This window comes from Shewanella sp. 1CM18E, assembly GCF_023161665.1.
In the GTDB taxonomy this organism is placed as follows: Bacteria; Pseudomonadota; Gammaproteobacteria; order Enterobacterales; family Shewanellaceae; genus Shewanella.
In genome coordinates, this window is record NZ_JALNTW010000001.1 from 182,962 (window position 1) to 206,046 (window position 23,085).

Annotated in this window: 22 protein-coding genes and 1 other RNA gene; 9 read left to right on the plus strand and 14 right to left on the minus strand. The window is 40.9% G+C overall.

The features are described from left to right. Nucleotides 1–11: 11 nt before the first annotated feature. The 5 genes from hisS to MSG37_RS00830 form a co-directional block, all read right to left on the minus strand. A complete protein-coding gene (hisS, locus tag MSG37_RS00810; protein ID WP_248468680.1) occupies nt 12–1,286 on the minus strand; it encodes a histidine--tRNA ligase in 1,275 nt (424 codons plus the stop codon). Nucleotides 1,287–1,423: 137 nt separating this feature from the next. Continuing rightward, a complete protein-coding gene (ispG, locus tag MSG37_RS00815) occupies nt 1,424–2,539 on the minus strand; it encodes a flavodoxin-dependent (E)-4-hydroxy-3-methylbut-2-enyl-diphosphate synthase (protein WP_248468681.1) in 1,116 nt (371 codons plus the stop codon). 14 nt (nt 2,540–2,553) lie between these two features. Then, on the minus strand, nt 2,554–3,570 hold the full coding sequence (locus tag MSG37_RS00820) for a RodZ domain-containing protein (protein ID WP_248468682.1): 1,017 nt from the start codon (nt 3,568–3,570) through the stop codon (nt 2,554–2,556). Continuing rightward, nucleotides 3,570–4,358: a type IV pilus biogenesis/stability protein PilW gene (pilW, locus tag MSG37_RS00825; protein ID WP_248468683.1), complete on the minus strand. Its 789-nt coding sequence runs from the start codon at nt 4,356–4,358 to the stop codon at nt 3,570–3,572. The genes MSG37_RS00820 and pilW overlap by 1 nt, the downstream gene beginning before the upstream one ends. A gap of 32 nt (nt 4,359–4,390) precedes the next feature. Further along, nucleotides 4,391–5,512 (minus strand): bifunctional tRNA (adenosine(37)-C2)-methyltransferase TrmG/ribosomal RNA large subunit methyltransferase RlmN, encoded by a 1,122-nt coding sequence (locus tag MSG37_RS00830; RefSeq protein ID WP_248468684.1) that lies wholly within the window; start codon nt 5,510–5,512, stop codon nt 4,391–4,393. Nucleotides 5,513–5,672: 160 nt separating this feature from the next. Between MSG37_RS00830 and MSG37_RS00835 the strand changes: the two genes are divergently transcribed. Beyond that, the gene (locus MSG37_RS00835) at nt 5,673–6,743 is read left to right on the plus strand and encodes a hemolysin family protein (RefSeq protein ID WP_248468685.1); all 1,071 of its coding nucleotides are present in this window, start codon (nt 5,673–5,675) and stop codon (nt 6,741–6,743) included. Between the two features lie 183 nt (nt 6,744–6,926). Continuing rightward, the gene (locus MSG37_RS00840; protein ID WP_248468686.1) at nt 6,927–8,693 is read left to right on the plus strand and encodes a bifunctional metallophosphatase/5'-nucleotidase; all 1,767 of its coding nucleotides are present in this window, start codon (nt 6,927–6,929) and stop codon (nt 8,691–8,693) included. 27 nt (nt 8,694–8,720) lie between these two features. Here MSG37_RS00840 and MSG37_RS00845 read toward each other — a convergent pair whose 3' ends face one another. The 3 genes from MSG37_RS00845 to MSG37_RS00855 form a co-directional block, all read right to left on the minus strand. Then, nucleotides 8,721–9,221, minus strand: coding sequence for a GNAT family N-acetyltransferase (locus MSG37_RS00845; RefSeq protein ID WP_248468687.1), 501 nt, complete (start codon nt 9,219–9,221; stop codon nt 8,721–8,723). A gap of 285 nt (nt 9,222–9,506) precedes the next feature. Then, nucleotides 9,507–9,809: an NrfJ gene (locus tag MSG37_RS00850; RefSeq protein WP_248468688.1), complete on the minus strand. Its 303-nt coding sequence runs from the start codon at nt 9,807–9,809 to the stop codon at nt 9,507–9,509. A gap of 170 nt (nt 9,810–9,979) precedes the next feature. Then, entirely contained in the window at nt 9,980–10,204 is a 225-nt protein-coding gene (locus MSG37_RS00855; protein WP_108944029.1) for a DUF3820 family protein, read from the minus strand. A 595-nt stretch (nt 10,205–10,799) separates the two neighbouring features. Here MSG37_RS00855 and MSG37_RS00860 point away from each other — a divergent pair. From MSG37_RS00860 to MSG37_RS00875, 4 genes are all read left to right on the plus strand, one after another. Further along, a complete protein-coding gene (locus MSG37_RS00860; protein WP_248468689.1) occupies nt 10,800–11,543 on the plus strand; it encodes an AAA family ATPase in 744 nt (247 codons plus the stop codon). Further along, on the plus strand, nt 11,503–11,946 hold the full coding sequence (locus tag MSG37_RS00865; protein ID WP_248468690.1) for a CopG family transcriptional regulator: 444 nt from the start codon (nt 11,503–11,505) through the stop codon (nt 11,944–11,946). Before MSG37_RS00860 ends, MSG37_RS00865 begins: the two co-directional genes overlap by 41 nt. 230 nt (nt 11,947–12,176) lie before the next feature. Beyond that, entirely contained in the window at nt 12,177–13,001 is an 825-nt protein-coding gene (locus MSG37_RS00870) for a M90 family metallopeptidase (RefSeq protein ID WP_248468691.1), read from the plus strand. Nucleotides 13,002–13,182: 181 nt separating this feature from the next. After that, nucleotides 13,183–13,623: a nuclear transport factor 2 family protein gene (locus MSG37_RS00875; RefSeq protein ID WP_248469125.1), complete on the plus strand. Its 441-nt coding sequence runs from the start codon at nt 13,183–13,185 to the stop codon at nt 13,621–13,623. A 278-nt stretch (nt 13,624–13,901) separates the two neighbouring features. Here the strand turns inward: MSG37_RS00875 and MSG37_RS00880 are convergent, their stop codons facing one another. From MSG37_RS00880 to MSG37_RS00895, 4 genes are all read right to left on the minus strand, one after another. Continuing rightward, the gene (locus MSG37_RS00880) at nt 13,902–15,221 is read right to left on the minus strand and encodes a malate synthase A (protein ID WP_248468692.1); all 1,320 of its coding nucleotides are present in this window, start codon (nt 15,219–15,221) and stop codon (nt 13,902–13,904) included. 1,713 nt (nt 15,222–16,934) lie between these two features. Next, a complete protein-coding gene (locus MSG37_RS00885; RefSeq protein ID WP_248468693.1) occupies nt 16,935–18,722 on the minus strand; it encodes a GGDEF domain-containing protein in 1,788 nt (595 codons plus the stop codon). 6 nt (nt 18,723–18,728) lie between these two features. Continuing rightward, entirely contained in the window at nt 18,729–18,941 is a 213-nt protein-coding gene (locus MSG37_RS00890; protein ID WP_248468694.1) for a hypothetical protein, read from the minus strand. A gap of 90 nt (nt 18,942–19,031) precedes the next feature. Continuing rightward, nucleotides 19,032–19,838 carry an SAM-dependent methyltransferase gene (locus MSG37_RS00895; RefSeq protein ID WP_248468695.1) on the minus strand — a complete coding sequence of 269 codons (807 nt, stop codon included), beginning with the start codon at nt 19,836–19,838 and terminating at the stop codon, nt 19,032–19,034. 416 nt (nt 19,839–20,254) lie between these two features. Between MSG37_RS00895 and bamE the strand changes: the two genes are divergently transcribed. After that, entirely contained in the window at nt 20,255–20,749 is a 495-nt protein-coding gene (bamE, locus tag MSG37_RS00900; RefSeq protein ID WP_248468696.1) for an outer membrane protein assembly factor BamE, read from the plus strand. Between the two features lie 124 nt (nt 20,750–20,873). Here bamE and MSG37_RS00905 read toward each other — a convergent pair whose 3' ends face one another. Both MSG37_RS00905 and MSG37_RS00910 read right to left on the minus strand, forming a co-directional pair. After that, nucleotides 20,874–21,206 carry an RnfH family protein gene (locus MSG37_RS00905; RefSeq protein WP_248468697.1) on the minus strand — a complete coding sequence of 111 codons (333 nt, stop codon included), beginning with the start codon at nt 21,204–21,206 and terminating at the stop codon, nt 20,874–20,876. Next, nucleotides 21,203–21,634, minus strand: coding sequence for an SRPBCC family protein (locus MSG37_RS00910; RefSeq protein ID WP_248468698.1), 432 nt, complete (start codon nt 21,632–21,634; stop codon nt 21,203–21,205). Before MSG37_RS00910 ends, MSG37_RS00905 begins: the two co-directional genes overlap by 4 nt. Before the next feature lie 194 nt (nt 21,635–21,828). Here MSG37_RS00910 and smpB point away from each other — a divergent pair, with 194 nt between their 5' ends. Next, nucleotides 21,829–22,323, plus strand: coding sequence for an SsrA-binding protein SmpB (gene smpB / locus MSG37_RS00915; protein WP_248468699.1), 495 nt, complete (start codon nt 21,829–21,831; stop codon nt 22,321–22,323). A 110-nt stretch (nt 22,324–22,433) separates the two neighbouring features. Then, nucleotides 22,434–22,789: a transfer-messenger RNA gene (ssrA, locus tag MSG37_RS00920) on the plus strand. The last annotated feature ends 296 nt before the right edge of the window (nt 22,790–23,085 follow it).

Genomic DNA, 23,085 nt, shown 5'->3' on the forward strand with positions numbered 1-23,085 from the left:
GTCTTCCCCTTTTAAATCAGTTCTGCAATATAAGCCGCCAATGCATCACGGGCAACCAATTCTTGTGCTTTATCTTCGCGAAGGTGTTTCACTGCAACTTGGTTATTTGCAACTTCATCTTCACCAATAACAAGTGCTACAGATGCACCACTTTTATCAGCTCGCTTCATTTGCTTCTTAAAGTTGCCACCACCACAGTGACTCATCACTTTCGCATTTGGCAAACTTGTTCTTAGCTCTTGAGCAATCTTAAATGCTTCAATGCGGCAGCTATCGCCCATTGCTGTCACGTATACATCAACCGCAGGGCCAATGTCTTTATCAAGCTCAAGGGTTTGCAGTAGCAATACGATGCGCTCTAAGCCCATAGCAAAACCAACTGCAGGTGTTGGCTTACCACCAAGTTGACCCACTAAACCATCATAACGACCGCCAGCAAGTACCGTACCTTGCGAGCCTAGGCTTGATGTGACCCACTCAAAAACCGTGCGATTATAATAATCTAAACCGCGCACTAGGCGAGGATTGATTGTGTATTGGATGCCGACAGCCTCTAAGAGTTCACATAAATGTGAAAAATGTGAACGCGTGTCTTCACCAAAGTAATCCATTAATACAGGAGCATCAGCTAAAAGTGCCTGTACGTCAGCGTTTTTAGAATCTAAAACACGCAGCGGATTAGAATACATACGGCGTTGGCTGTCTTCATCTAATACGTCTTTATGCTGCTCTAAGAAAGCAATTAGCGCGTCGCGGTAGGCTGCGCGCTCTTCTGTATCACCCAGCGTATTTAGCTCAAGCGTTACATGCTCAGTAATACCTAACTTTTCCCATAGCTTGGCAGATAGCATTAACACTTCTGCATCGATATCAGCGCTTGGGATGCCGTAAACTTCAACACCAAATTGGTGGAATTGACGGTAACGACCTTTTTGTGGGCGTTCGTGGCGGAACATTGGACCCATATACCAAAGGCGTTGCTCTTGGTTATATAGCAAACCATGTTCGTTACCAGCACGTACTGTAGACGCAGTGCCTTCAGGACGAAGGGTTAAGCTGTCACCGTTTCTATCTTCAAAGGTATACATCTCTTTTTCAACGATATCAGTAACTTCACCGATAGAGCGCTTAAAGAGATCTGTACTTTCAACGATAGGAGTACGAATTTCGCTGTAACCATATGACCCAACAGTGTCACGTAATACGGTTTCAAGTTTTTGCCATAAAGGACTTTGGGTAGGCAGAATGTCGTTCATTCCGCGAATCGCTTGGATCTGTTTTGCCACTATTCGACTCGTAAATTTGCTATATAAAAATTAAAAAACGCCTCGCATTATAGGCGTTTCGGGACTAAACGTACAACAGCTGGATTCAGCCATAAAAAATCACAAGCCTGCAGAGCGGGCTTGTGATGACATTGTACTTACTTATTCAAATCTTGTGCTGGAATTCGACCGGCAACAATTGCAGCTTTTGCGCGGATCTTAGCTTCAAGAGAGTCGACAATGTTATTATTGTCGAAGCGCTCTTTTTGACGCACGCCATCATCGTAATAGCCACTCATGCGGTTACCACCAGTTAAACCGATATCCGATACTAAAGCTTCACCAGGCCCGTTTACTACACAGCCAATAATCGATACATCCATTGGTGTTACTATGTCTTCTAAGCGCTGCTCAAGCTCGTTAACCGTTGAAATCACATCAAACTCTTGGCGTGAACATGACGGACAGGCAATAAAGTTAATGCCGCGAGAACGAATACGTAACGACTTTAAGATATCAAAGCCGACTTTGATTTCTTCTACTGGGTCTGCAGCTAATGAAATACGTAGCGTGTCACCAATACCGTCAGCAAGTAGCATACCTAGACCTACTGCAGACTTAACTGAACCAGCTCGTGCGCCGCCCGCTTCAGTAATACCAAGGTGCAATGGCTGCACAATTTGCTTAGCCAATAAACGGTATGATTCAACCGCTAAGAATACATCTGACGCTTTAACACTGACTTTAAACTGATCGAAGTTCAAACGGTCAAGAATGTCCACGTGACGCATTGCAGATTCAAGCAAGGCTTCAGGAGTCGGCTCTTTGTATTTGTCCATTAGATCTTTTTCTAATGAACCGCCGTTAACTCCGATACGGATAGGGATATTTTTGTCACGGGCGCATTCAACTACGTTGCGAATACGCTCTTCATTACCGATGTTACCTGGGTTGATACGTAAACAGTCAACGCCGTATTCAGCCACTTTAAGGGCGATACGGTAGTCAAAGTGGATATCTGCAACTAGCGGCACTTTGGTTTGCTGCTTAATCAGCTTAAATGCTTCAGCCGCATCCATTGTAGGTACAGAAACACGTACTATGTCGGCACCAACATTTTCTAACGCGCGAATTTGAGCAACGGTTGCTTCAACATCTGTAGTGCGTGTATTGGTCATCGACTGAACAGCAATTGGTGCACCATCACCAATAGGTACGTTGCCAACATAAATTCGGCTTGATTTGCGTCTAATAATAGGAGATTCGTTATACATGGTGTTGTGCTCTGTTATTGCTCTGCTAGTGGCAAGGTTAATCTTGCCACTTTACCGCGAGGGTACTTCTGCGCATCTAAACTAATGTCTGCGCCATTAAGTTGAATGTTGACGACTTGCGGGGCACCTAGCGTTACCGCAAATGGCTCTGGCCCAACAAGATTAATTTGGCTACCTGAACGCTTAAGATCGCTAACTAAGATGTTACCGCTAGCGTCTGCGACTTTAATCCAGCAATCACCCGTTAACGTCAATGTGAGATTTGAATCAGTTACAGCGTCAGCTTGTGAAGCGACAGGGTTTAGCACTTGCGATGCGTTTTCGCTTGAAGTTGCTTGCTGGCTTGAGTTCTGGTTTTGCGTATCGTTAGTTGTGTCTGGCGTTAGAGCTTGACTAACAGCAAGTGCAGCGTCACCTTCGGTTAACTCACTGGCATAATTTAGTTCAGCACCTGGGGCGGCATTATCTTCAGCCTCAATTGCTTGTGGCTCAGCATTATTACTTTCTAAAAGCGCAGCAACAGGGCTAGGCATACCACTTTCTACTGAGGCCGCAACTTCTTCCACTGTCGGCTTAGAGTAATCAACTGCGGTTTCCATTGATGACTTTTGGAACCACCACAGCACCATAAGTGCCAACAGCACGAATACAATGATATAAGTTAGCGCCATTAAACGGCCATCACGAGCTTGTCGAGTGGTCTTACGTGAAAAGCTCTGCATTGATGGCTTTTCATCATCTTCAAGTTGCTTGTCTAAGCACTCTTTAACCGCAAACGGATCAGCCTGTACGGCTCTAGCGTAGTTTTTAACATAACCACGCACATATGTGGCCGCACCGACCTCTGCTAAATTATCTGCCTCGATTTGCTCAATGATTGCTGGGCGTAAATGTAATTGCGACGCCAGAGCCTCAACCGATAAGCCTTTGCTTTCGCGGGCTGTTTTTAGCAAAACGCCCAGTGTGAGCGTAGGCTCATCCACTAGGCTTTCATTGTCTACATTGGGCGCTTGATTCTGTTCATTTTTCATTAATGCATACTAGCCCGATATTCTTTGGCTTGAATGGACTGTGGAAACTTTGCCAGTAGTAAGATACCAAATCGTCTTACTGCGTCTTCGTCACTCAAACCTTGTTCTATTTTAATCCCTAATGCCAGACTGGTCGCTGACTCCAACGCAACTCGATGATAACGAGATAGCTGCTCTTTTGCCTCAGCGTATCTTCCCTCTTCTAAATCGATTTCTGTCAATTCTAAGAGCGAGGTGCGTCTTCTAGGATCGTACTTAAGCGCCATTGCAAAATAATGCTGCGCTTGACTAATTTGACCTGCTTTTCGACTACAAATTCCCAAGTTTTCGTAAGTTGAAGCCGAACGGGTATACAGAGGTTGATCAACCGCTGCTAAAAACATCTTTTCAGACTCGGCATATTTGCCTTGCTGACATAGAAAAGCACCAAAATTATTATAAGCATCACCGGTGACGTTACTGGTATTGATCGCTTTTCTATATGCTTGCTCTGTTTTTTCTAGCTCACCTACCGATTGATAGTAATAAGCAAAGGCAATATGAACTTCTTCCAAGTCAGGAGCAAAAGCCTCTGCTCTATCGAGGTTAGCTTTTGCTTGCTCACTATTGCCTTTTTGTAGATAGGTTAACCCGAGTTGCACTCGCTGACGCGCTGCAGCCTCTTTGTTAATTTTGCGCTCAGAAACCGGTGTATCAGTACCCGTGTAGGTATCTTGGGTTACGCACCCAGTTGTCACCATTGATGACAAGATAAATACCAGCGGTAATACCACCTTTCTCTGATTCATTGTTAAGCCCATCTATCAGTAGATACAAAGAGTTAGTTCATTGTGACCGAAATTTGACTCTGTTGCATTTGTTTTTTCGCTAAACGTTTAGTTCTGTCGCGAATGTCACCGGCTAATTGACCACAAGCAGCGTCAATATCGTCGCCGCGCGTCTTACGCACAATAACGGTAAGCCCGTATTCCATCAGCACTTTCGAGAATCTGTCGATACGTGAATTTGATGAACGACCATATGGTGAACCAGGGTATGGGTTAAACGGAATTAAGTTAACCTTACAAGGTGTATCTTTCATCAGTTTAGCCAGTTCATGGGCTTGGTCTGTGCTGTCATTAATGTGGTCTAACATTACATATTCTAGTGTAACGCGGCCACGGTTAGCGTTTGATTTAGCAATATAACGGCGAATACCCGCTAAGAACTCTTCAAGCGGATACTTTTTATTGATAGGAACTAGCACATCACGAAGCTCATCATTTGGCGCATGAATACTTACAGCTAACGCCACATCTAGTGCATCGCCAAGTTTGTCTAGCGCAGGCACAACACCCGAAGTCGATACGGTTACGCGGCGCTTAGATAAACTAAAACCAAAGTCATCTAACATAATATCCATTGCTGGGATCACGTTCTTAAGGTTAAGTAGCGGCTCACCCATGCCCATCATTACCACGTTAGTGATTGGACGCTCACCAGTGTCTTTAACAAAACCGATAAAATCAGCAACACGCCAAATTTGACCAACAATTTCAGCAACTGTGAGGTTACGGTTAAAACCTTGCTGTGCAGTAGAGCAGAAAGTACATTCAAGTGCACAACCTACTTGAGACGATACACAAAGCGTTGCACGGTCGTCTTCTGGAATATAAACGGTTTCAACTTCTTGGCCATCACCTACATTAATAGCAAACTTAATCGTGCCATCTGCAGACTTTTGATAACTCGAAATAGCTGGCGCAACGATCTCGCATTTAGCCGCTAATTTAGCGCGCAATGCTTTGTTAATGTTAGTCATTTCTTCAAAGTCACTAACGCCAAAATGATAAATCCACTTCATTAATTGATCAGCACGGAATGGCTTTTCACCCATTTCGGTAAATAGCGCTCTTAATGCTTTACGATCAAGATCTAATAAATTGATCTTCTTTTCACTCATTTTGTCTAACCTCAAAAAAACCTAAAACCAGCTTGTGGGCGGCGAATTATACAGATCTTAACAAATATTAGCCAGCAAGCTATCACCAAAGATCTAAACCTGTGCTAGAATCCGCGCAGACTAATTTTGGTCTGCCATGTGGAGGTGTAATTTCACCTTTATGATAACTCTTATCATTATAATATTTGTCGCGATTTCCGTCTCTTTTCTTTGTAGTGTATTTGAAGCTGTATTGCTGTCGGTTACACCAAGTTACATTGCGTCATTGTCCGCCACTAATCCGGCTGCAGCTGACAGACTACGTAAGCAAAAAGAGAACGTTGAATCTCCTCTCGTTTCAATCCTAACGCTAAACACTATTGCCCACACCGTAGGTGCTGCGGTTGCTGGTGCACAAGCGGCAAAGGTATTCGGCGATGAGATGCTAGGCGTATTTTCTGGTGTTCTTACCTTCTTAATTCTCTTCTTTTCAGAGATCGTTCCTAAAACTTTAGGTGCAAACTACTGGCGCTCTTTAGCACCTGTTGTTTCTATCGCATTAGTTTGGATGGAACGCAGTACCTTGCCACTTATTTGGATGTCCAAGCAAGTGACCCAGCTAATGGGTAAAGGCGACGAAGGTCAATATATCCGTCAAGAAATGAGCGCCATGGCTGAAATTGGTCGTGCATCAGGTGAACTTGATGAGCAAGAGTCGAAAATTTTGACTCAAATGCTATCGGTTAAAGAGATGCCAGTTACCGCTATCATGACCCCAAGAACGGTTATGTTCAGGCTGCCAACAGATTTGACTCAGGTTGATTTTACGCGCCAATTTATGGCTAAGCCATTTACTCGAATTCCTGTCTATGACGAAGATCCAGATAACATTATTGGCTACGTTAATAGAAATGATATTTTGCTTGCTGAACGTAGCACTCCAAAAGAGTCTATCGCAGTGCTTAAAAAGAACTTATTAGTGATCCCTGAGACTGCTAAAATTTTGCCTCTTTTTGAGCTGATGATTAAGCGAAATACTAAGATTGCGATGATTGTAGATGAATACGGTTCTAACGAAGGTATTGTTACCTTGGAAGATATCGTTGAATCTTTACTCGGCCTTGAAATTGTCGACTCAAATGACCCAGTAACGGATATGCAGCAATTTGCACGTAAGTTATGGAGCCGTCGTATGAAAGATAAAGGTATTGTCTTATCTGATGATGGCGATTTTGAGCAAGAAAAAAATTAATTTAGCTAAGTAGCCACATTAACTATCTCGTTAAATTAACACTTAAAAAAGGGAGCATGGCTCCCTTTTTTGTGCCTTTAACATACCAGCGTAGTTACGATTACACTATAAAACAGCAACAAATCTGCTTGTGATTGGTCACCTTCTGCATGCTATAATCCCTCTTTGGTCCAGAGGAATAAGATGACAACAGCACACCCTACAGTCGCGCAATATAAATTAAAACTTGCCCACATTAACGATACTCACTCTCACTTTGATGCAAATCGAATTCAATTTACGCTATTTCAACAGCAAAAAGAGCTAACTTTATATAGCCATACTGGTGGTTATGCTCGTATCGGATACCAGCTAAATCAGGCAAGGGCAGATGCTGTAAATAATCAGCAAACATTTTTATTTCTGCATGGTGGTGACAGCTTTCAGGGCACGCTTTACTTCAATGAATTTAAAGGTAAAGCCAATTCAGACCTACTTAATATGCTCAAGCCCGACGCAATGGTGCTGGGCAACCATGAGATTGACGCTGGTAATGAGCCAGTCCTAGACTTTCTCAATGATATCAAATTCCCTTTGCTTGCAGGCAATATGGACCTCAGTCAAGAATGCCCAAAAAAACGTGCAAGACTGAATGGCCATCCAAACCTGTTTGATCTAAACCCACAAACTCAAACCGCAAAAGTATTGCTTAAACCACTTGGTGATAAGCAAGTGGCTATAATAGGGATCACATTAGATCAAATGGCCGAAATTGCAGGGCCCGATGAAGATATTAACTTTATCAACGCAATTGAAACTACCAAGCGCACAGTCAAGCTTTTAAAAACGAGTGGTATCGACCATATAGTCGTGTTAAGCCACCTCGGCTTAGATCAAGATAAGGTTCTTGCTCAAGAAGTCGATCATATTAGCGTGATTGTTGGTGGCCACTCACATACTCTACAAGGCGATTTTAAAGACTTGGGCTTATCCAATATGCCCTATGGCGAACGTGTTAATGGCACGGCTATTTTACATGCAGGTAAGTACGCAGAAACTCTTGGCTTGGCTGATATCGAATTTGATGCTCAAGGGCAAGTAACCTCTCTTAGCGGCGGAAACTACTTTATGTTAGATCAGCAGTTTATTCTGCAATCATCTAACGATGTCAGCCCAGAGGATTATTTAAACGTACGCCACGTATTAGAGTCTCACCCTTTCATTTTATTTGATGAGGAAGATCCCTGCATTCAAGCCAGAATTTCGCAAAGGTATCGCCCTAGCCTAGATGCAATGAATAACAAGATCTTGGCCTTTGTACCAAGAAACTTAATTCATACTCGTTTACCTAGCAAAGCCCTACCCCATGGTAGTGAAATTGCTCCCTGGGTGAGCCGTAGTATGTATCAAGAAACCCTTGAGTCAGGTATAGAGATAGACTTTGCCCTGCATAATGCAGGCGGCGTTCGTCAGTCACTTGATAAAGGTGAAGTCAGTTTAGCTGAAGTGCTTGGGCGTATTTTACCGTTTGATATTCCTTTGGTTGCGTATGAGATCCAAGGAAAATACTTATTCCAATTGCTTGAGTCTGCAATTAATGGCGCAACCAACAACAGTGTTATCGGTACCGGAGCTGGCAGCTTTCCATACACCTATGGACTTAAGTATTTTTACGATGGTAAGCAACAGCTAGGACAACGGATCATCAAACTAGAAATATTGCGCACAAATGCTGGTGTGAATACTTGGTTAGATGTTGACCCAAATAGTTTTTATAAAGGCGTATCCTCGTCTTACACCGCATCGGGTAAAGAGGGATACCATGCGATACTCCAAGCAACATGGAGTAAAGATATTGAAGGTTTAAGCTTACCGCAGGCGTTTACTCAATTTATCAGCAAGATGCAAACCTTAGATGAAACTATTGAACCGCAGGTTCACTATACTAGTCATCATCTAACGCCGCTTTAACTCCCAAAGCCTAAGCCTTTATAGCAATTAGCTTAGAGGCTTGTTCAGGTAGTACCCCATAATAATGACACCACGCTTTTCTTGATAACTACGATGCCTGAGCTTAAAGCCTTGTGATTCAAATAACGGCTTTGATACTTTAGAGGCATCAACAGTTAGTTCGGCAAATTTCTGCTGGCGCGCCCATAGTTCAAGAGCCTGATATAACTGTTTAGCAATACCGCGCAGTTGATAATTAGGCGCAACATACAAGCTCTCGATGTAACCTTGACTATCAAAGCGGGTTTCCACATTGATCACGCCGCAACACACTGGCTTTGCTGATATAGATATAGCCCCATCAACAACTAACCAAGCTTGTGATTTTGATAAACGCTTATGCCAATGATAAGCCGACCTTGGCGCAAAAGACCAAGCCGACTTTTCTTCAGCACTGTATATCGATTCACTTATGCTTTGAATCGCTAAATGACAAAGGTTAGCAACGTCTTGTGCATATGCTTTTTGATAAGGGATTAAGGTCAACATAAGCTGATGATACTTTCTAATGGTTTATAACGAGTTGTGTATCTTATACCAATCAGTATAAGAATTTGATCTACTCAGAACGATTTTTGGCAAACTAATTCGAGGCGAATCGCTGTAATAATGACTATCTCAAAGCAATACGATTGACAGTAAAAACCATGATTTAAAACAAAAGAAAATGGCGTAGAGGTTAGTCTACGCCATTAAAAATTCTAGCTGTTTATAGATTGCTTAATCTCAATGCCTGTTGGTTGATGCCTAACTAAAAGCAATCAACAACAGCATTTATTTCTTGTCGATACGACCAACAAATAGCAATTTGTCGAAGGTACGGTTTAGCGTTTTGCTGCTAAAATCGCTCATCCACATTTGCTCTTGAACAACAACTGTATCGCCTTTTTTCACTTCAACTTGTGGACCCGCAGCCCAGAAAGTCTTGTCAGCTTCTTGAATTTGAACGTAAGTGTAACCACCACCGTTCATAGTATCCATTACAGTACCTTCATGCATAACACCTTGTGCCCATGCGCTTGAAATACCTAGTGCTAGAGTTGCTGCCGCAGCCAATTTAACTAATTTAGCTATCATCGGACATTTCCTTTAAAAGTTATCAATTCTTCATTATTAAAGCACGCAATAGATTATAAATCTCTAATTAGTCGCAACTATTAGATCCAACTCTCAGAACCAAAGATTTGTTTACCTAGCACGGAACTTTATAAAATACAGCTTATTTCCAGTAAATTTGTCAGAATTAACTACGAACGCTTCGCTTCATCTAATATAGGCTGCAACATGCCTTCAAGACCATTAAGTTTAACTTCATACATTAAGGCTAATTGCTGGCCTAACTTCCCCTCAGGAAAGCCTTTCGAGTGAAACCAAACTAAGTAAGGTTCGGGTAATTCAAGCAAGCGCCTTCCGGCATATTTACCAAACGGCATTTTTTGGGTAATAGCTTCTAGTAGGAGTTTTTCATCCATTATGAGCAAGCCTCAATATAAAAAATCTGAAATAGTAAACCTAGATTCTATCAGCCTCTCAATAAAACTACTGCCTTGTTAGCCACTAAAACGCCTCTATTTCTATTTAAGGACTATTCCCGCGCAACTAAAACGATATACCTATTTCTTATAAGCAGAGCCATTAACATAACAGAAACACAATTAAAGTAATCCTTTTGCCATCGGGAGTTCAACATTTGAACGACATAAAACAACTTTTACTACGCAATAGTAGCGCTAAATGGTTAATTATATTAGCGAATAACAACCTGCATAAGTTGCTCACTAAATCGTCAAAAAAACATCAAATCTACATTCGGCGTCAACAAAATAACGCCTGCCAATGACTCAAGAAAGCGCCAAAATTTGTACCGTTGACGAACTAGGTTTATCGACCTAGATTAAAATGACACTCGATTGAAGTTACTGCGACCGAGTTGATTTAGTAGGTTTTAGGCTCAACGTTGATTTAGTAGGTTTTAGGCTCAACACCGCACTAAACAAGTACGCAATCTGTCGCCCTTTAATTCACACAATAAAAGCTATAAATAACCGCGTACAAAAGGAAAACAATATGATCATACTCGTTGGTGGCGAAAAAGGTGGCAGCGGTAAAAGTTGCCTAGCCCAAAACATAGCAGTGTTTCTAACCGCAGAATGCCAAGCCTCAGTTATCATGGTCGATTGCGATCCTCAACGTACAACATCTGACTGGATCCATGCGCGTAACAATAATACTGAATTACCTAGCATCAATTGTGTACAACTCTATGGCAAAATCCGTAATGATCTTCTTAGCTTAGAGCAACATTACGACTATGTACTTGTTGATTGTGGTGGCCAAGACAATTTAGCGCTACGTGCAACCATGTCGGTTGCTTCCCATGTGCTAATGCCGCTACGCCCTAAGCGCAGAGATTTAAAAACCGTCAGTCATATGGACGATATCGTAGCAACATGCATGATGATAAACCCTAAGATGCGGGCCACTTTTGTCATTACCCAATGCCCTAGCCTTCCCAATCAAGCCAGCCGTATTTTTGAAGCAAAGGAAGTTTGTAAAACCTACGACATCAATGTACTAGACGCGATTACCTATAGCCGCAACATATACGATGATAGTGAAGAGTCTGGTTTATCTGTACTTGAAATTGAACCTAAAGGAAAAGCTGCTAACGAGATAAGAGGCATAGCGTGTGAAATGCTTCAGGTGACTAACGCGACCGAGATCCGCAACCGACTTGCCGAAAAACAGATGAAAAAGATGAGAGGTAATTATGGGTCTGGCAGATCTCAAGAAAAGCTCTACGCGGTCTAGAACCCCCAAGAATAAAGTACAACCTCATCAATTAACACTCGACTCGCTAGTTGATGATTTTATTAATGACGCAAACCGATATGCTCTTGGTCAGCAAGTGGTGACCTCAGAGCAAAATACACTTGCAGATCTCGCATTCGTTGCAGCTAAACCAGCAACAAGCTGTGCGATAAAAACTGTAAGTCAACCCGAAACCAGCGATATTAAAACCGTCAAAAAAGGGCCTGCACCGGTAAGAAAGGCAACTTTTACCTTAACTGAGTCGGCAATTGCTCATTTAGCCACACTCGCAGATGACTGCGATATAGCTAAATCTAAACTAATCCGCTTTTTGATTGAACACCATTTCAACCTAACGGCAGAACAACGTAAACAAAAGGAGCAAAGCATAATCGTAGAATAACCCTCCCGTCCTGACCTTGGCTGACAGTAGTTGGAACTCTTTTGAAGTATTACTCTGTCAGCATTTTTTATTCAAAATATCACTTTAATCGCTGCAACCAACAACCAACAACCAACAACCAACCTCATGATTAATCCTCAAGTATTAAGCGCAATAATTATCAGCTGTGGTTGAATTTCGCGCATCAAACCACATATCAAAACCTATACATGGATTTAAAAAGGACGGCTATGATAGCTATTGTTTTAATTTTATTACTGAGTGGCGCAGCAATTTTCTGGATTGCCAGCACGACATGGCGCGCTAAGCAACGTCGATTAGCCATTACTAAACAGCCTTTTCCCCATCAGTGGCGAGAAATACTAAAACGCCGCATACCATTTTTTAGAGTGCTACCAGCTGATTTACAATTGCAGCTAAAAAAGCATATTCAGGTTTTTATTGCAGAGAAACGCTTTGTCGGTTGTGATGGATTACAGATCAACGATGAGATTAGAGTGACTGTAGCAGCCCAAGCATGCTTATTACTGCTTAACCGCAAAACTGATTTCTACCCCAACTTAAAAGAAATTTTAATTTACCCGTCAGCATTTATCGTTGAAAACCAGCAACAACATGGCGCCGGAGTTGTATCAGAGCAACGTAGAGTGCTAGCTGGAGAATCATGGCAAAATGGTCGAGTGATTTTATCCTGGCAAACAACCAAGCATGATGCGGCTATTCCAGATGATGGTAGCAATGTGGTGATCCATGAATTTGCCCATCAATTAGATCAAGAAGGCGGTAATGCTAATGGCGCACCTATCTTAAAAAATACTGCTGACTACCAATCGTGGTCAGCAATATTAATGCAAGAGTATCAAGTATTAGTCAACGCCGCCCAGCATGGTGAACATTCACTCTTTAGCTATTACGGCGCCACAAATCCTGCGGAATTCTTTGCAGTAATAAGCGAAGTCTTTTTTGAGCAGCCCCATGAGTTTATTTCTAATCACCCTGCACTATATGCTGAGCTAAGTTCTTTTTATCAGCTTGACCCTGTAAATTGGCAATAATGACTATCTCAATAAAGCTCACGAGCTAAATACTCTTATATAGGTAACTCCTAAGCGGAAGTAACTTTATTTGATACTAGGCTCAATGAGCCAAACGAACTATAACCAATAAAAGGATAATAAAGTAATGTTCAACATCAGCTTACATAAAGTCTTGGTAAAATCCTTCGCTACGTTTTGCATGCTATTTACTATGATAACCAGCCATACATTAGCAGCCCATGAGCTAAGCCAAGATAAACAACAAGCAGCCAACGTCTTGAATGCACTAAACCAATACTCATCGACAGCAGATTGGGACAACTATTTTGCTCTATATGCTGATGACGGCATATTTATTGGTACAGATGTTAGTGAACATTGGTCAAAGGCAGAGTTTGAACAATATGCTCGCCCAACAAAAGGCTGGCGTTATGATCTAACCAGCAGAGAAATGACACAACGCGGCGATGTAATTTGGTTTGATGAAGTATTGTCTAGCCCATCTTATGGTGTTAGCCGTGGAACCGGAACACTGATTAAAACCAATGGCGCTTGGAGAATCGCCCAGTACCATTTGAGTTTCCCTATTCCAAACAACATTGCGAAGTCGATAACCAAGCAAATAATCGCTAGCCAATAACGCATTTATTGGTTGTAAAAGTAACAGGTCATTTTAATAAATTGAGCTTACGCTTGCTTACCTAAAAAAACGCGACTCCGAAGAGTCGCTAATCACAAGCAAATAAATGGTAGGAAAACCAAACGTAAATAAAAACCCGCACGGCACGTAGGGATACCGTGCGGGGGACACAAGCTACAAAATGTAGCCAAACTTTCACTTTCTATAAAACAACTATCTTTAGAAATTGGTAGCGTCTAATCACGCTCTAAACAGATACATGAATTAAGCTCATCACCTTATACGGCTGGCAATAGATCTTGAGCATGAATTGGCGCATCAACGTCTCGGGTAATGTGTAATTGATTGCTATTGTTCTCACCTATGTAACGGTTAAATACCGACATTGCTGTCTCAGCAAGCCAAGCATTATTTACATTGACACCATCAAAACCACTACGTGCTTTTAATTCCAAGTCACGCGTGATGCTAAGTAGCTTTGCATTATCCACTGAGCTCACCTGAGTAAGCTCATCAATGAATATTGTAGCTAGCGCTAATGCCCCACGCTTATGACAGGTTTTAACCAATAGGCGTTGATACGCGTCTAAACTTACGCTATCGGCATTCAAGCGGCTATCAGACAATGGCTTACCACCTTGTATTTCATCGATTTGAGCTGCACTCACAATACTTAATAAGTTAGCGCTATTTAGCGCGACAATATTTGATCTCAGCTCATACAAGATTTCATCCATCTCCAACATGGCGGGGATGGTTTCGATGCCACAAGTACATTTAATCGAGCCAGGCTGTAAACAAAAGCGAGCCTCGACAAATGCAAATACCTTTGCCCACCAACGAGCCTCTAAGTGGCATTCTAGTTTAGGAATATAAAAATAGGGTCCACTGCCATTACTCAGCAGTTGACGATAGTTGTTATAAAAATATACGCAAAAATCAAATAGCCCTGCGGGGATAGGCTCACCGGCAAATTCAATCTGCTGTTGTTTGATATGTAAGCTACGCACTTTGCAGGTAATGACTGCAGCAGAACTCCTGTCTAGCTGCAACTCACTATCGTCACTAACCTTGCTGGAGCCAATATTACGGGTTACCAAGCCAGCAAGGTCAATATGCCCTTGTATAATGCTTTGCCAATTTTGTGCGTCGGTAAACTCAACAACAAAAGCTTTCGCATCGGTATGGATACCTGTGTCAGTCACGCTCTTTTTGGCTACAGTTCCGGTGAGCTCTACACGCCTATCTTGCAGAGCTTCAGTAACTGCGCGGATCTGCCAACGCCCCTGACGAATAGAAGCTGTTTCTGTTGAAAAGTCCTGCTTTTCACCGAGCGATAAACGTTGCTGTTTTAGCTGGCGAGCCTCAAGTAATGAGCTAACTTCAGAAGCAAATTGCTGACATAAAGCTTTAAGTAAACATTTAACACCATCAGATAGTAATTCCTGCAGTCCATCAATAGGCTCATTTAAAAACGATAACTCTCTAAGTTCTGCTCTTTCTGCTCTGCGTAATTCCTCAGACAGATTTGTTGTTACCTGAGCTTTAGGCGGCAGTTGTATTTCTGGTGTTGATAGTTCTGCTAGTAACCCTGTCATTTTTATCTCCTAAAACTTAACTACCTTACTAAAGCCTGTGATAATAGTGCTTTAACCAAACACCAAAGGCCTAACCGCTAATGATGATGGCTGGCTCTGATAGCAAATACCTATGCTTGGCTACGACTGCGCTTTAAACAAAGCTGTTTGCATTAAAAAATCACTGCAAGTGATGCTTTAGCTAATGTTGATTTACCACAAAAACTACGGATTAAAAGTTATGCTTGCAAGTTTGAATCAGTGACAAGTCTTGATAAAAGCTGATGAAAAATGATCAAAACGCTATTGCTAACGGAGGCAGAGTTATAGACTAAGCCACTGAATAAAAACAATTAAAAATATCTAATGGAAAAAAAATGGGTGTTTCCCCCTAATTAGTCAGACAAATTGACCAAGGACTCTGCAGCAAAGTTAGCTTCGTTATAAAATTACCTAACGCAACAATTTGTTTACAGTAAAAGACGCTAAACCTAATAATAAATTTTTATTACAGCGTTTATCACTAACCTATGAGTAAACAAATAAATTTCAAATAAAACAGGTGGTTAATCTAACAAGCTAAAAAACTAAATTCAAACAACCGTTTAATTTTTACGTTTACGTAAAAGTAATCTTACGGCTGCATTCAGAGAATAATTATCAGTGTGATAATTGATGACCAACATTAAAAAAAACATTGGTTAAACAGTAATTTATTTTTAGTTTATAGATAGTTTCTATCATTTAGGCTAAAAAATTGACTAAATGAGTAGTTATTGATGCTATGTGTAGCGAATTTATATAGAGCTAGACACTAAATTCGTTAGTTCCTCTCCCACTCAGCCTTTATGCCATTATTTGAGTTACATATTTAAACCCTCTATCGAGCTGGTATATAGCCCGTATAGAGGGCTATTAAGGGCTGTTAAAACAGTATGGAAAGAGAATGCAGAGAGTCATTTAATTGGAGATATTAGCCACTATTGCTAAGTAATCCACAGCTCAATTCAGGTGAAATCAACCTCATGCAATATATGCAGGCGTTTTTATTGAACGGTAAAAATCAGCTAACACAACCACTTCTTGGTAAACATCGCATTGCCAAAGCAGCCGAACACTCAACTCAAGCTCAGTTAATGCATAAACGATATATACCAATCAGTATAAACATTTAGTCACTCAGCGAGAGTTTAGCGGTTTTGAGGCAAGGTCATTAAGTGCTCCTGCTTTAATGACATTCACCACATCTGACCTCCAAGGATGGAGGAAATGTCTTATTGTATGTCTGGAACATGCAAGACCATGCAGCTTGCAACGAGTGAAGAGCATCGTTGAACTAGGTTCAAGCTCCCTCTTTTCTTATTAAGAGTCACAGCATCAGAATCGCTAAAATTTGTCATTCTGGAGCGTTTTTAGCTGCCTACTTCTGCGTTGAATAACTTGATAAGGGAATAACCATTATTGCAGCTATTCGCCTTGAATTAGTTTGCCAAAAACCGCTCTGAGTAGATCAAATTCTTATACTGATTGGTATTAATAGTGAGCGATGATACGCTTTACAATGGTGTAGTTCTCGAGTTGGAAGGCAGTTGATAAGTTGGCATACATACACAGTGACTAGAGCAATAACGCAGCAGCAACACAATAACAATAACAATAGCTAGTGCTAGTTCTAAAAAAGCTCATTGATAGAACATGTATGCAGTACGGTGCAGGATAAAAGTTGCCAAAGTACTAACTCAACAAGGGTGTTTGCCTAACGCTTTGGCTTTCTTTATGGCAATCCATTCCTTTTAGGTCGTCACTGTAAACAGTGACTCTATTTCGGCCTGCATGTTTAGATGCATACAAAGCAAGATCAGCGCGTTTAAGAATCGGGTCCAAGCTAAGATCATCAACTAGATTGCTCGACACACCAAAGCTTGCACTAAGGTTAAACTGATGCCCAGAATACTTGCTATCAATCTCTTCGATGACCTTCCTACAACGATCAGCAATATCGACTGCAGCTTGCTCATTAGAATAAGGTAAGAATAGTGCAAACTCTTCCCCGCCCATGCGAGTAAAAATATCACCATCCCTAATAAGAGGTTTTACAACCGCAACCACATGCTTTAGCGCCCAATCTCCGGTTGCGTGACCAAAGCTATCATTGATGGTTTTGAAAAAATCTAAATCAAAAAGCACAATTGAAAAATTTGCATTGCGTAAACAGACTTGCACAAACTCATTTTCGGCAAAATCTTGCCCCGCTCCTCTGTTATAAACTCCAGTTAACCTATCGATAAGTGCAAGTTTACGGTAACGAATTTTTTGCCTATGACTCGAGAATAAAAATAAGGATAAGAAAAATATACTGCCAACCAAAATCGTAACAATCATAAAACTATTAACTTGATCAGATTGATCAAGCTCTTTTTGCGTTTCCATCAATCGACGTTCTTGATTTAATAGCGCAATTTCTCTTGCTTGTTCACGGTGCTTAAATTTCGCCATTTGGTAGGCATTAGCCTTAGCCTTCGTATCATCTAGCATCAACTTAGAGTAATGTTGATGCGATTCAAGATAGTCATAAGCAAGTTTAAGTTGTTCAGACTCCAGATAAAGCTGAGACAATACTTTCGCAGCAATGGCTTTATGTTCTATATGGCTTGGGTCGTCATTTAAAGCCATGACTTTTTCAGCATAACGTTCAGCTTCTGAGGCTTGTTCTAACATTAAGCTTGCTTTTGCTAGTAAAGCATAAACACTAACAATTTCTATTTTATAGTTATATTTGTTGTATCCAGCCAATACCTGTTCAAGCAGGTTCTTAGCCCTTTCGACTTCACCTTGCTGAATTGAAATTAATGCTAAACCTTTTTCTGAAACAAAACCAAATAAAGGTAGAGTATTACTTTCGCAAAATAACTTGCTTTGATTAAACCCTTCCTTGGCTTCATTATATTTAGACTGTTTTAATGCCGCATACGACAATAGGATGAGGGAGAAACAATGAATTTTCTCATCACGCCCCTGACTTAAAGCCAGCGATTTTGACGCAAAGTCTCCTAATTCATCATAGGCTTGTAAGTTCAAAGCTAAGTTTGCCATCCTCATATAGGCTTTAGCTTTGATATTTATATCATCAACATCTATAACCTTTTTAAGATAAGCATCTAAAAGCTTGAAAGCTTCCTCATACTCCCTTAAACCAATTAAATTAACCACTTGATAATGATATATGCGCTCTGAGAATTGAGCGACATTACCATACTCTTCGAGACGTTCTAATAAACGTTGAGAAGAGTGGTATTCGCCATTGTAACTTTCTTTTATCGCTTGGTAGATCACAAACTGAACCTGCTGTTCCTGAGATAAATCCTCCCAAGAAGACGACAAGTCAGCAAGTAAACTATCAACTTGCTGCGGCGAAGAGCTTAATGACTTTTCTATTTCTGCCAGAGCAAGATCGTATTTATTTTCACTCGCTAATACTGGAGAGAATATAAAAAACAACAGCAAGAAAATACCAGTCTTCATAAATAATTACTTATCTGATGCCCAAACTAGAACAAGTGAATTATAGTTTTGTCCCTTAGACAATGACTTAAGCTTGCTAGCATCACCAGATATTACAGCCTTGATTTCATCTTCGCTTAAACCATGAGCCTGCATTACACCTTGAGGATCTTGCTTATATTCCTCTAACAGTCTTGCATCTGAGCCTAACTTTTCGAAAAAATCATTAAATTTTGACATTTTTACTCCCTTAAATTAAAGAACATCTTTGGTTGGTTTTATTTAGCCAGCTCCTGGCATTAATCTACTCTTAGACAATCTAGTGCTTGATTATCCTAAATCTTCAACGGTGATCCCAAGCTTAGCCAATATTTGATGATTAAACTCAAGCTCCCGCGACGGCGGAATGAGCAAAGTAGTGATTGAAGACAACTGTGAAAATGGCAGTTCTTTTAGTGAAATACGATCGATTCTAGGCGTTTGAGTCGGTAAATTCGGTGCCTCATATAAAATAATCTCATGCTCCAGCGGGTACCACTCGTTTAGTTGTTCCACTAATACTTGCAACCTATCAGATGAGGTATGAAATTCAGTCAAGGTGTGCTCACCTGCAACACCTATTTGCCACAGTAAAAGGTGGGTTGTTGGGTCTGGTGTATGCTTATAAAACATAAATTGACTCGCTTCGAAGCTTTGATGGCCAGAAGCTCCTGGATCAATACCGATATCGGCCCATAAACAAGCCTCAGCAGAAATTCCCGGCTCCATATGCGCCGAGTAGCCTTCTTCTTTAGCTTGCTTAATAGCAAAGTGAGACACACAGGCAAATACACCGGGATGCCCATAAAGTGCGCAAACCACTTTTTTGCCTAGATGCACTTGCTCTAAAATAGCCTCTACCATCTGCTTATAAGTGTCACGACGATTTTTTACTTCGCCATCTTGTGCATAATAAGGTTGAAGGCTACGCACATCTTTATTAAGTGACTCAAGCCAGTGCTGAGCAAATCCATCAGGCATCAAAGAAAACACCACGTCGGCATGCTCTATGTAACTTTTACTCAATACGCTTATTTGGCCAGCTAAATTTAGGCCTGTACCGACGCACACTAAAGTCCCTTTACAATCCGCATTCATTGCTTAACTACCTATGTTCTCATTTATTGTCATGACCTTAACACTTGGCACTATTGAGTAGCTGCACAAAGTAGTGCCAAGTTAACACAACATTTGAACAACTAAAATACAAACAATAAGATACATTTAAAATTCATGCCTCTATTAGGCATTTTCAATAGCAATGAAATACGTTAAAACTAAACAGTTAAAGCATAATGATGTTCACTACGCCCTCTCCTACAAAGCATTTAACTTTACTCACTGAACTAAATGCGTTTTTTAGACTCAATAGATTTACACGCAGAGATTAATGTTAAATCCTGTAATTAATGTATAGAATCATGACCCAAGCACACCTTAACGCAATTGCCCTTGTCATAAGGGGGACTGCTTGGGTATTATGACCGACAGATTTTTATGAAGTAGCGCATTCAATGACAATTAAAAAGAAAAGTCTTACCCTTTTGGGCGCTGCTGCGCTCTCGTTATCAATCACTGGTTGTGGTGTTTTTGACTATTTAATCTATAAACCTGATATCCCTCAGGGTAACTATATGGAAAAACAACAAGTCGAAAAACTCCGTATCGACATGACCAAAGAACAGGTTGAATACGTTTTAGGTCGTCCAGTACTTCGTGACAGTTTTTCTGACGATACTTGGTATTATGTTTATCACTATAAGAGTGGACGTGACGCCAGCATCATTCATAAAGAACTGATCCTAAACTTCGATGGTGACAAGCTGACAGAAGTAAGCGGTGATTACGAGCTAAGCGGTGACTTTAATACGCCGCTAGAACAAAGCCGTTTGCCTGAAGTGAATATTCCTGAGGATGACCCGCTCATTCCTGAGCAACGCCCAGAAGCAGAGCCGTTAGTTGAAGAGAAAGAAACTCAACCAGAAACGTTATCTGAAAAGTTTGAATAATTGACACTTATTCTAGTGTAAAAAAATGGCGAGAACCGCTTAGGTTACTCGCCTTTTTTATGGATAAAATAGCTGAACAGTTATGTTTATAGCCACTACTTATGAATCATCCATTTCAAATATGTTATAGCTTGCCGCCAGTTATCTTATTAATTCGACCGTCTTCTTTTGCTTTTTCAGCACGCTTACGACGCACATCTTTAGGGTCGGCAATCAAAGGTCGATATATTTCAACTCGCTGACCAGGCAAAAGCACTTCATCATGTTTAACCAAACGACTAAAAATGCCCAACTTCACTGTATCTAAGTCAATTTCAGGAAAGTATTGCTGCATATCACTCAATTTTACAGCTTCGATGCAAGTTGTTTTTGGTGGTACATGGACTTTAATAAGCTTTTGCTGTTTAGGTAAGGCATAAATGACTTCAACTAAAAAACCACTTTGTTCAGTACTCATTTGTAAATCACCTTTGCTCGATTAGTAAATGCTGTCACCATCGACGCCATCAATTCTTTAAACACTTTACCAAACGCAAGATCGGCAATAGAGCTAGAAAATTCAAAACTGAGTTCAAACTCAACCTTACAAGCATCTTCAGTAAGTTCAGTAAATTTCCACTCACCAAATAACTCTTTAAAAGGACCATTTTCAAGCTGTAATTGAATACTCTTGCCCGGAACCACTTGATTACGAGTAGTAAAGGTTTTGCTTATCCCAGCTTTGGCGACATCTACCGAGGCAACCATGGTCTTGCCATCAAACTCAATAACCTTGCCACCCACGCAACCAGGTAAAAACTCTTTATAAGACTCAACATCATTGACTAAGTCATACATCTGCATCGCACTAAAGCGAACTAAGACACTGCGAGAAATTTGCGGCATTGACGGTAGGTACTCGATAAATTAAATTCGAAAAGTCGATTTTAGCATGAACACAAAAAAACGCATCTTTGATACAATAGACTGGCATTAAGCGACTAAAAAGCAAACAAACTCGCCTAATTACAATAGAAAACACCTAATAAATTGATATCGCCAATTCCATATTTACCCGGCGTGAGTATAATGACTGTCCTATGGCTAAGAAAAACGCAAAAAATTCAAAAAACGATTCAGCGACTATTGCACGTAATAAACGTGCTAACTTCGACTATAAGTTTGAAGAGAAGCTAGAAGCCGGCCTGTCTTTAATGGGATGGGAAGTTAAGTCTATTCGTATGGGCAAGGTCAACTTGTCAGAAAGTTACGTTTTCCTTAGAGAAGGCGAAGCTTTCTTGTATGGTTGCACTATCGCACCACTCAATACAGCATCAACCCATGTAGTCTGTGATCCTATGCGTTCACGTAAGCTACTATTAAAACGTAAAGAACTCGATAAGTTACAAGGTTTGGTAGACCGTAAAGGTTACTCAATCGTACCAATTTCGATGTATTGGCAAAAAGGTGCGTGGGTTAAAATCCAAATTGGTTTAGGTAAAGGTAAGAAAGATCACGATAAACGTGAAGATACCAAAGACCGTGAATGGCAGATTGAAAAATCTCGCACAATGAAAAAGGCTGTTCAACAGTAAGTTAGCACAAACTTCTTACTGATAATGGTCGTATAACGAACAATCGATTCGTAATGTGGTTTTTATCCTTGTTAAAACAAGATATGACGCGTTACAATCAAATTGTACTTGGGGGCGATTCTGGATTCGACAAGATTCTCGAAACCCTGGGAGCATGCCGAGGGGCGGTTGGCCTCGTAAAAAGCCGCAAAGTTATAGTTGCAAACGACGATAACTACGCTCTAGCAGCTTAGGCTAGCTAGCCATCTTGCTCACGTTTCTCAAATGGGCAGAGTAATAAGATGGTCACCTTTACATTTGATAGCGAGGGAACCACGTTCAGGGGTGAACCGCGAAACAGTACTGGACTCGCCAATTACAATCCTGTCTTTCGGAGTGTACTTGGTTAACCAAAAGAGAGACTAAGCATGTAGCGCCTTGGATGTAGGCTTTTTGGACGCGGGTTCGAGCCCCGCCGCCTCCACCAACACAAGGTTAGCAATAACCTTCAAAGGCCGCTAAATCCTAACCAGGTGGATTTAGCGGCTTTTTTGTATCTGCAACTTTTGATTCTGCAGCCTCATACCTATCCTTTTTGCTGACCAAAATTTATCTTTACAGCCATTCCCAAAATTCAAAACCTTTAACTTTATGCCGCTAAAGATTGCACCAAATCAAAGAATTGTTATATTACTCAATAAATTAATAAGTTGTTATGGATGACAATACCCACCTTATATAGAGTTACGCCTCTGAGGAAATTCTAGCCTCACACTAAGTCGT

Coding starts and splice junctions, on each gene's coding strand:
- ispG (WP_248468681.1), bottom strand. CDS start 2,539: ATGTATAACGAATCTCCTATTATTAGACGCAAATCAAGCCGAATTTAT.
- MSG37_RS00820 (WP_248468682.1), bottom strand. CDS start 3,570: ATGAAAAATGAACAGAATCAAGCGCCCAATGTAGACAATGAAAGCCTA.
- pilW (WP_248468683.1), bottom strand. CDS start 4,358: ATGAATCAGAGAAAGGTGGTATTACCGCTGGTATTTATCTTGTCATCA.
- MSG37_RS00830 (WP_248468684.1), bottom strand. CDS start 5,512: ATGAGTGAAAAGAAGATCAATTTATTAGATCTTGATCGTAAAGCATTA.
- MSG37_RS00835 (WP_248468685.1), top strand. CDS start 5,673: ATGATAACTCTTATCATTATAATATTTGTCGCGATTTCCGTCTCTTTT.
- MSG37_RS00840 (WP_248468686.1), top strand. CDS start 6,927: ATGACAACAGCACACCCTACAGTCGCGCAATATAAATTAAAACTTGCC.
- MSG37_RS00845 (WP_248468687.1), bottom strand. CDS start 9,221: ATGTTGACCTTAATCCCTTATCAAAAAGCATATGCACAAGACGTTGCT.
- MSG37_RS00850 (WP_248468688.1), bottom strand. CDS start 9,809: ATGATAGCTAAATTAGTTAAATTGGCTGCGGCAGCAACTCTAGCACTA.
- MSG37_RS00855 (WP_108944029.1), bottom strand. CDS start 10,204: ATGGATGAAAAACTCCTACTAGAAGCTATTACCCAAAAAATGCCGTTT.
- MSG37_RS00860 (WP_248468689.1), top strand. CDS start 10,800: ATGATCATACTCGTTGGTGGCGAAAAAGGTGGCAGCGGTAAAAGTTGC.
- MSG37_RS00865 (WP_248468690.1), top strand. CDS start 11,503: ATGGGTCTGGCAGATCTCAAGAAAAGCTCTACGCGGTCTAGAACCCCC.
- MSG37_RS00870 (WP_248468691.1), top strand. CDS start 12,177: ATGATAGCTATTGTTTTAATTTTATTACTGAGTGGCGCAGCAATTTTC.
- MSG37_RS00875 (WP_248469125.1), top strand. CDS start 13,183: ATGCTATTTACTATGATAACCAGCCATACATTAGCAGCCCATGAGCTA.
- MSG37_RS00880 (WP_248468692.1), bottom strand. CDS start 15,221: ATGACAGGGTTACTAGCAGAACTATCAACACCAGAAATACAACTGCCG.
- MSG37_RS00885 (WP_248468693.1), bottom strand. CDS start 18,722: ATGAAGACTGGTATTTTCTTGCTGTTGTTTTTTATATTCTCTCCAGTA.
- MSG37_RS00890 (WP_248468694.1), bottom strand. CDS start 18,941: ATGTCAAAATTTAATGATTTTTTCGAAAAGTTAGGCTCAGATGCAAGA.
- MSG37_RS00895 (WP_248468695.1), bottom strand. CDS start 19,838: ATGAATGCGGATTGTAAAGGGACTTTAGTGTGCGTCGGTACAGGCCTA.
- bamE (WP_248468696.1), top strand. CDS start 20,255: ATGACAATTAAAAAGAAAAGTCTTACCCTTTTGGGCGCTGCTGCGCTC.
- MSG37_RS00905 (WP_248468697.1), bottom strand. CDS start 21,206: ATGAGTACTGAACAAAGTGGTTTTTTAGTTGAAGTCATTTATGCCTTA.
- MSG37_RS00910 (WP_248468698.1), bottom strand. CDS start 21,634: ATGCCGCAAATTTCTCGCAGTGTCTTAGTTCGCTTTAGTGCGATGCAG.
- smpB (WP_248468699.1), top strand. CDS start 21,829: ATGGCTAAGAAAAACGCAAAAAATTCAAAAAACGATTCAGCGACTATT.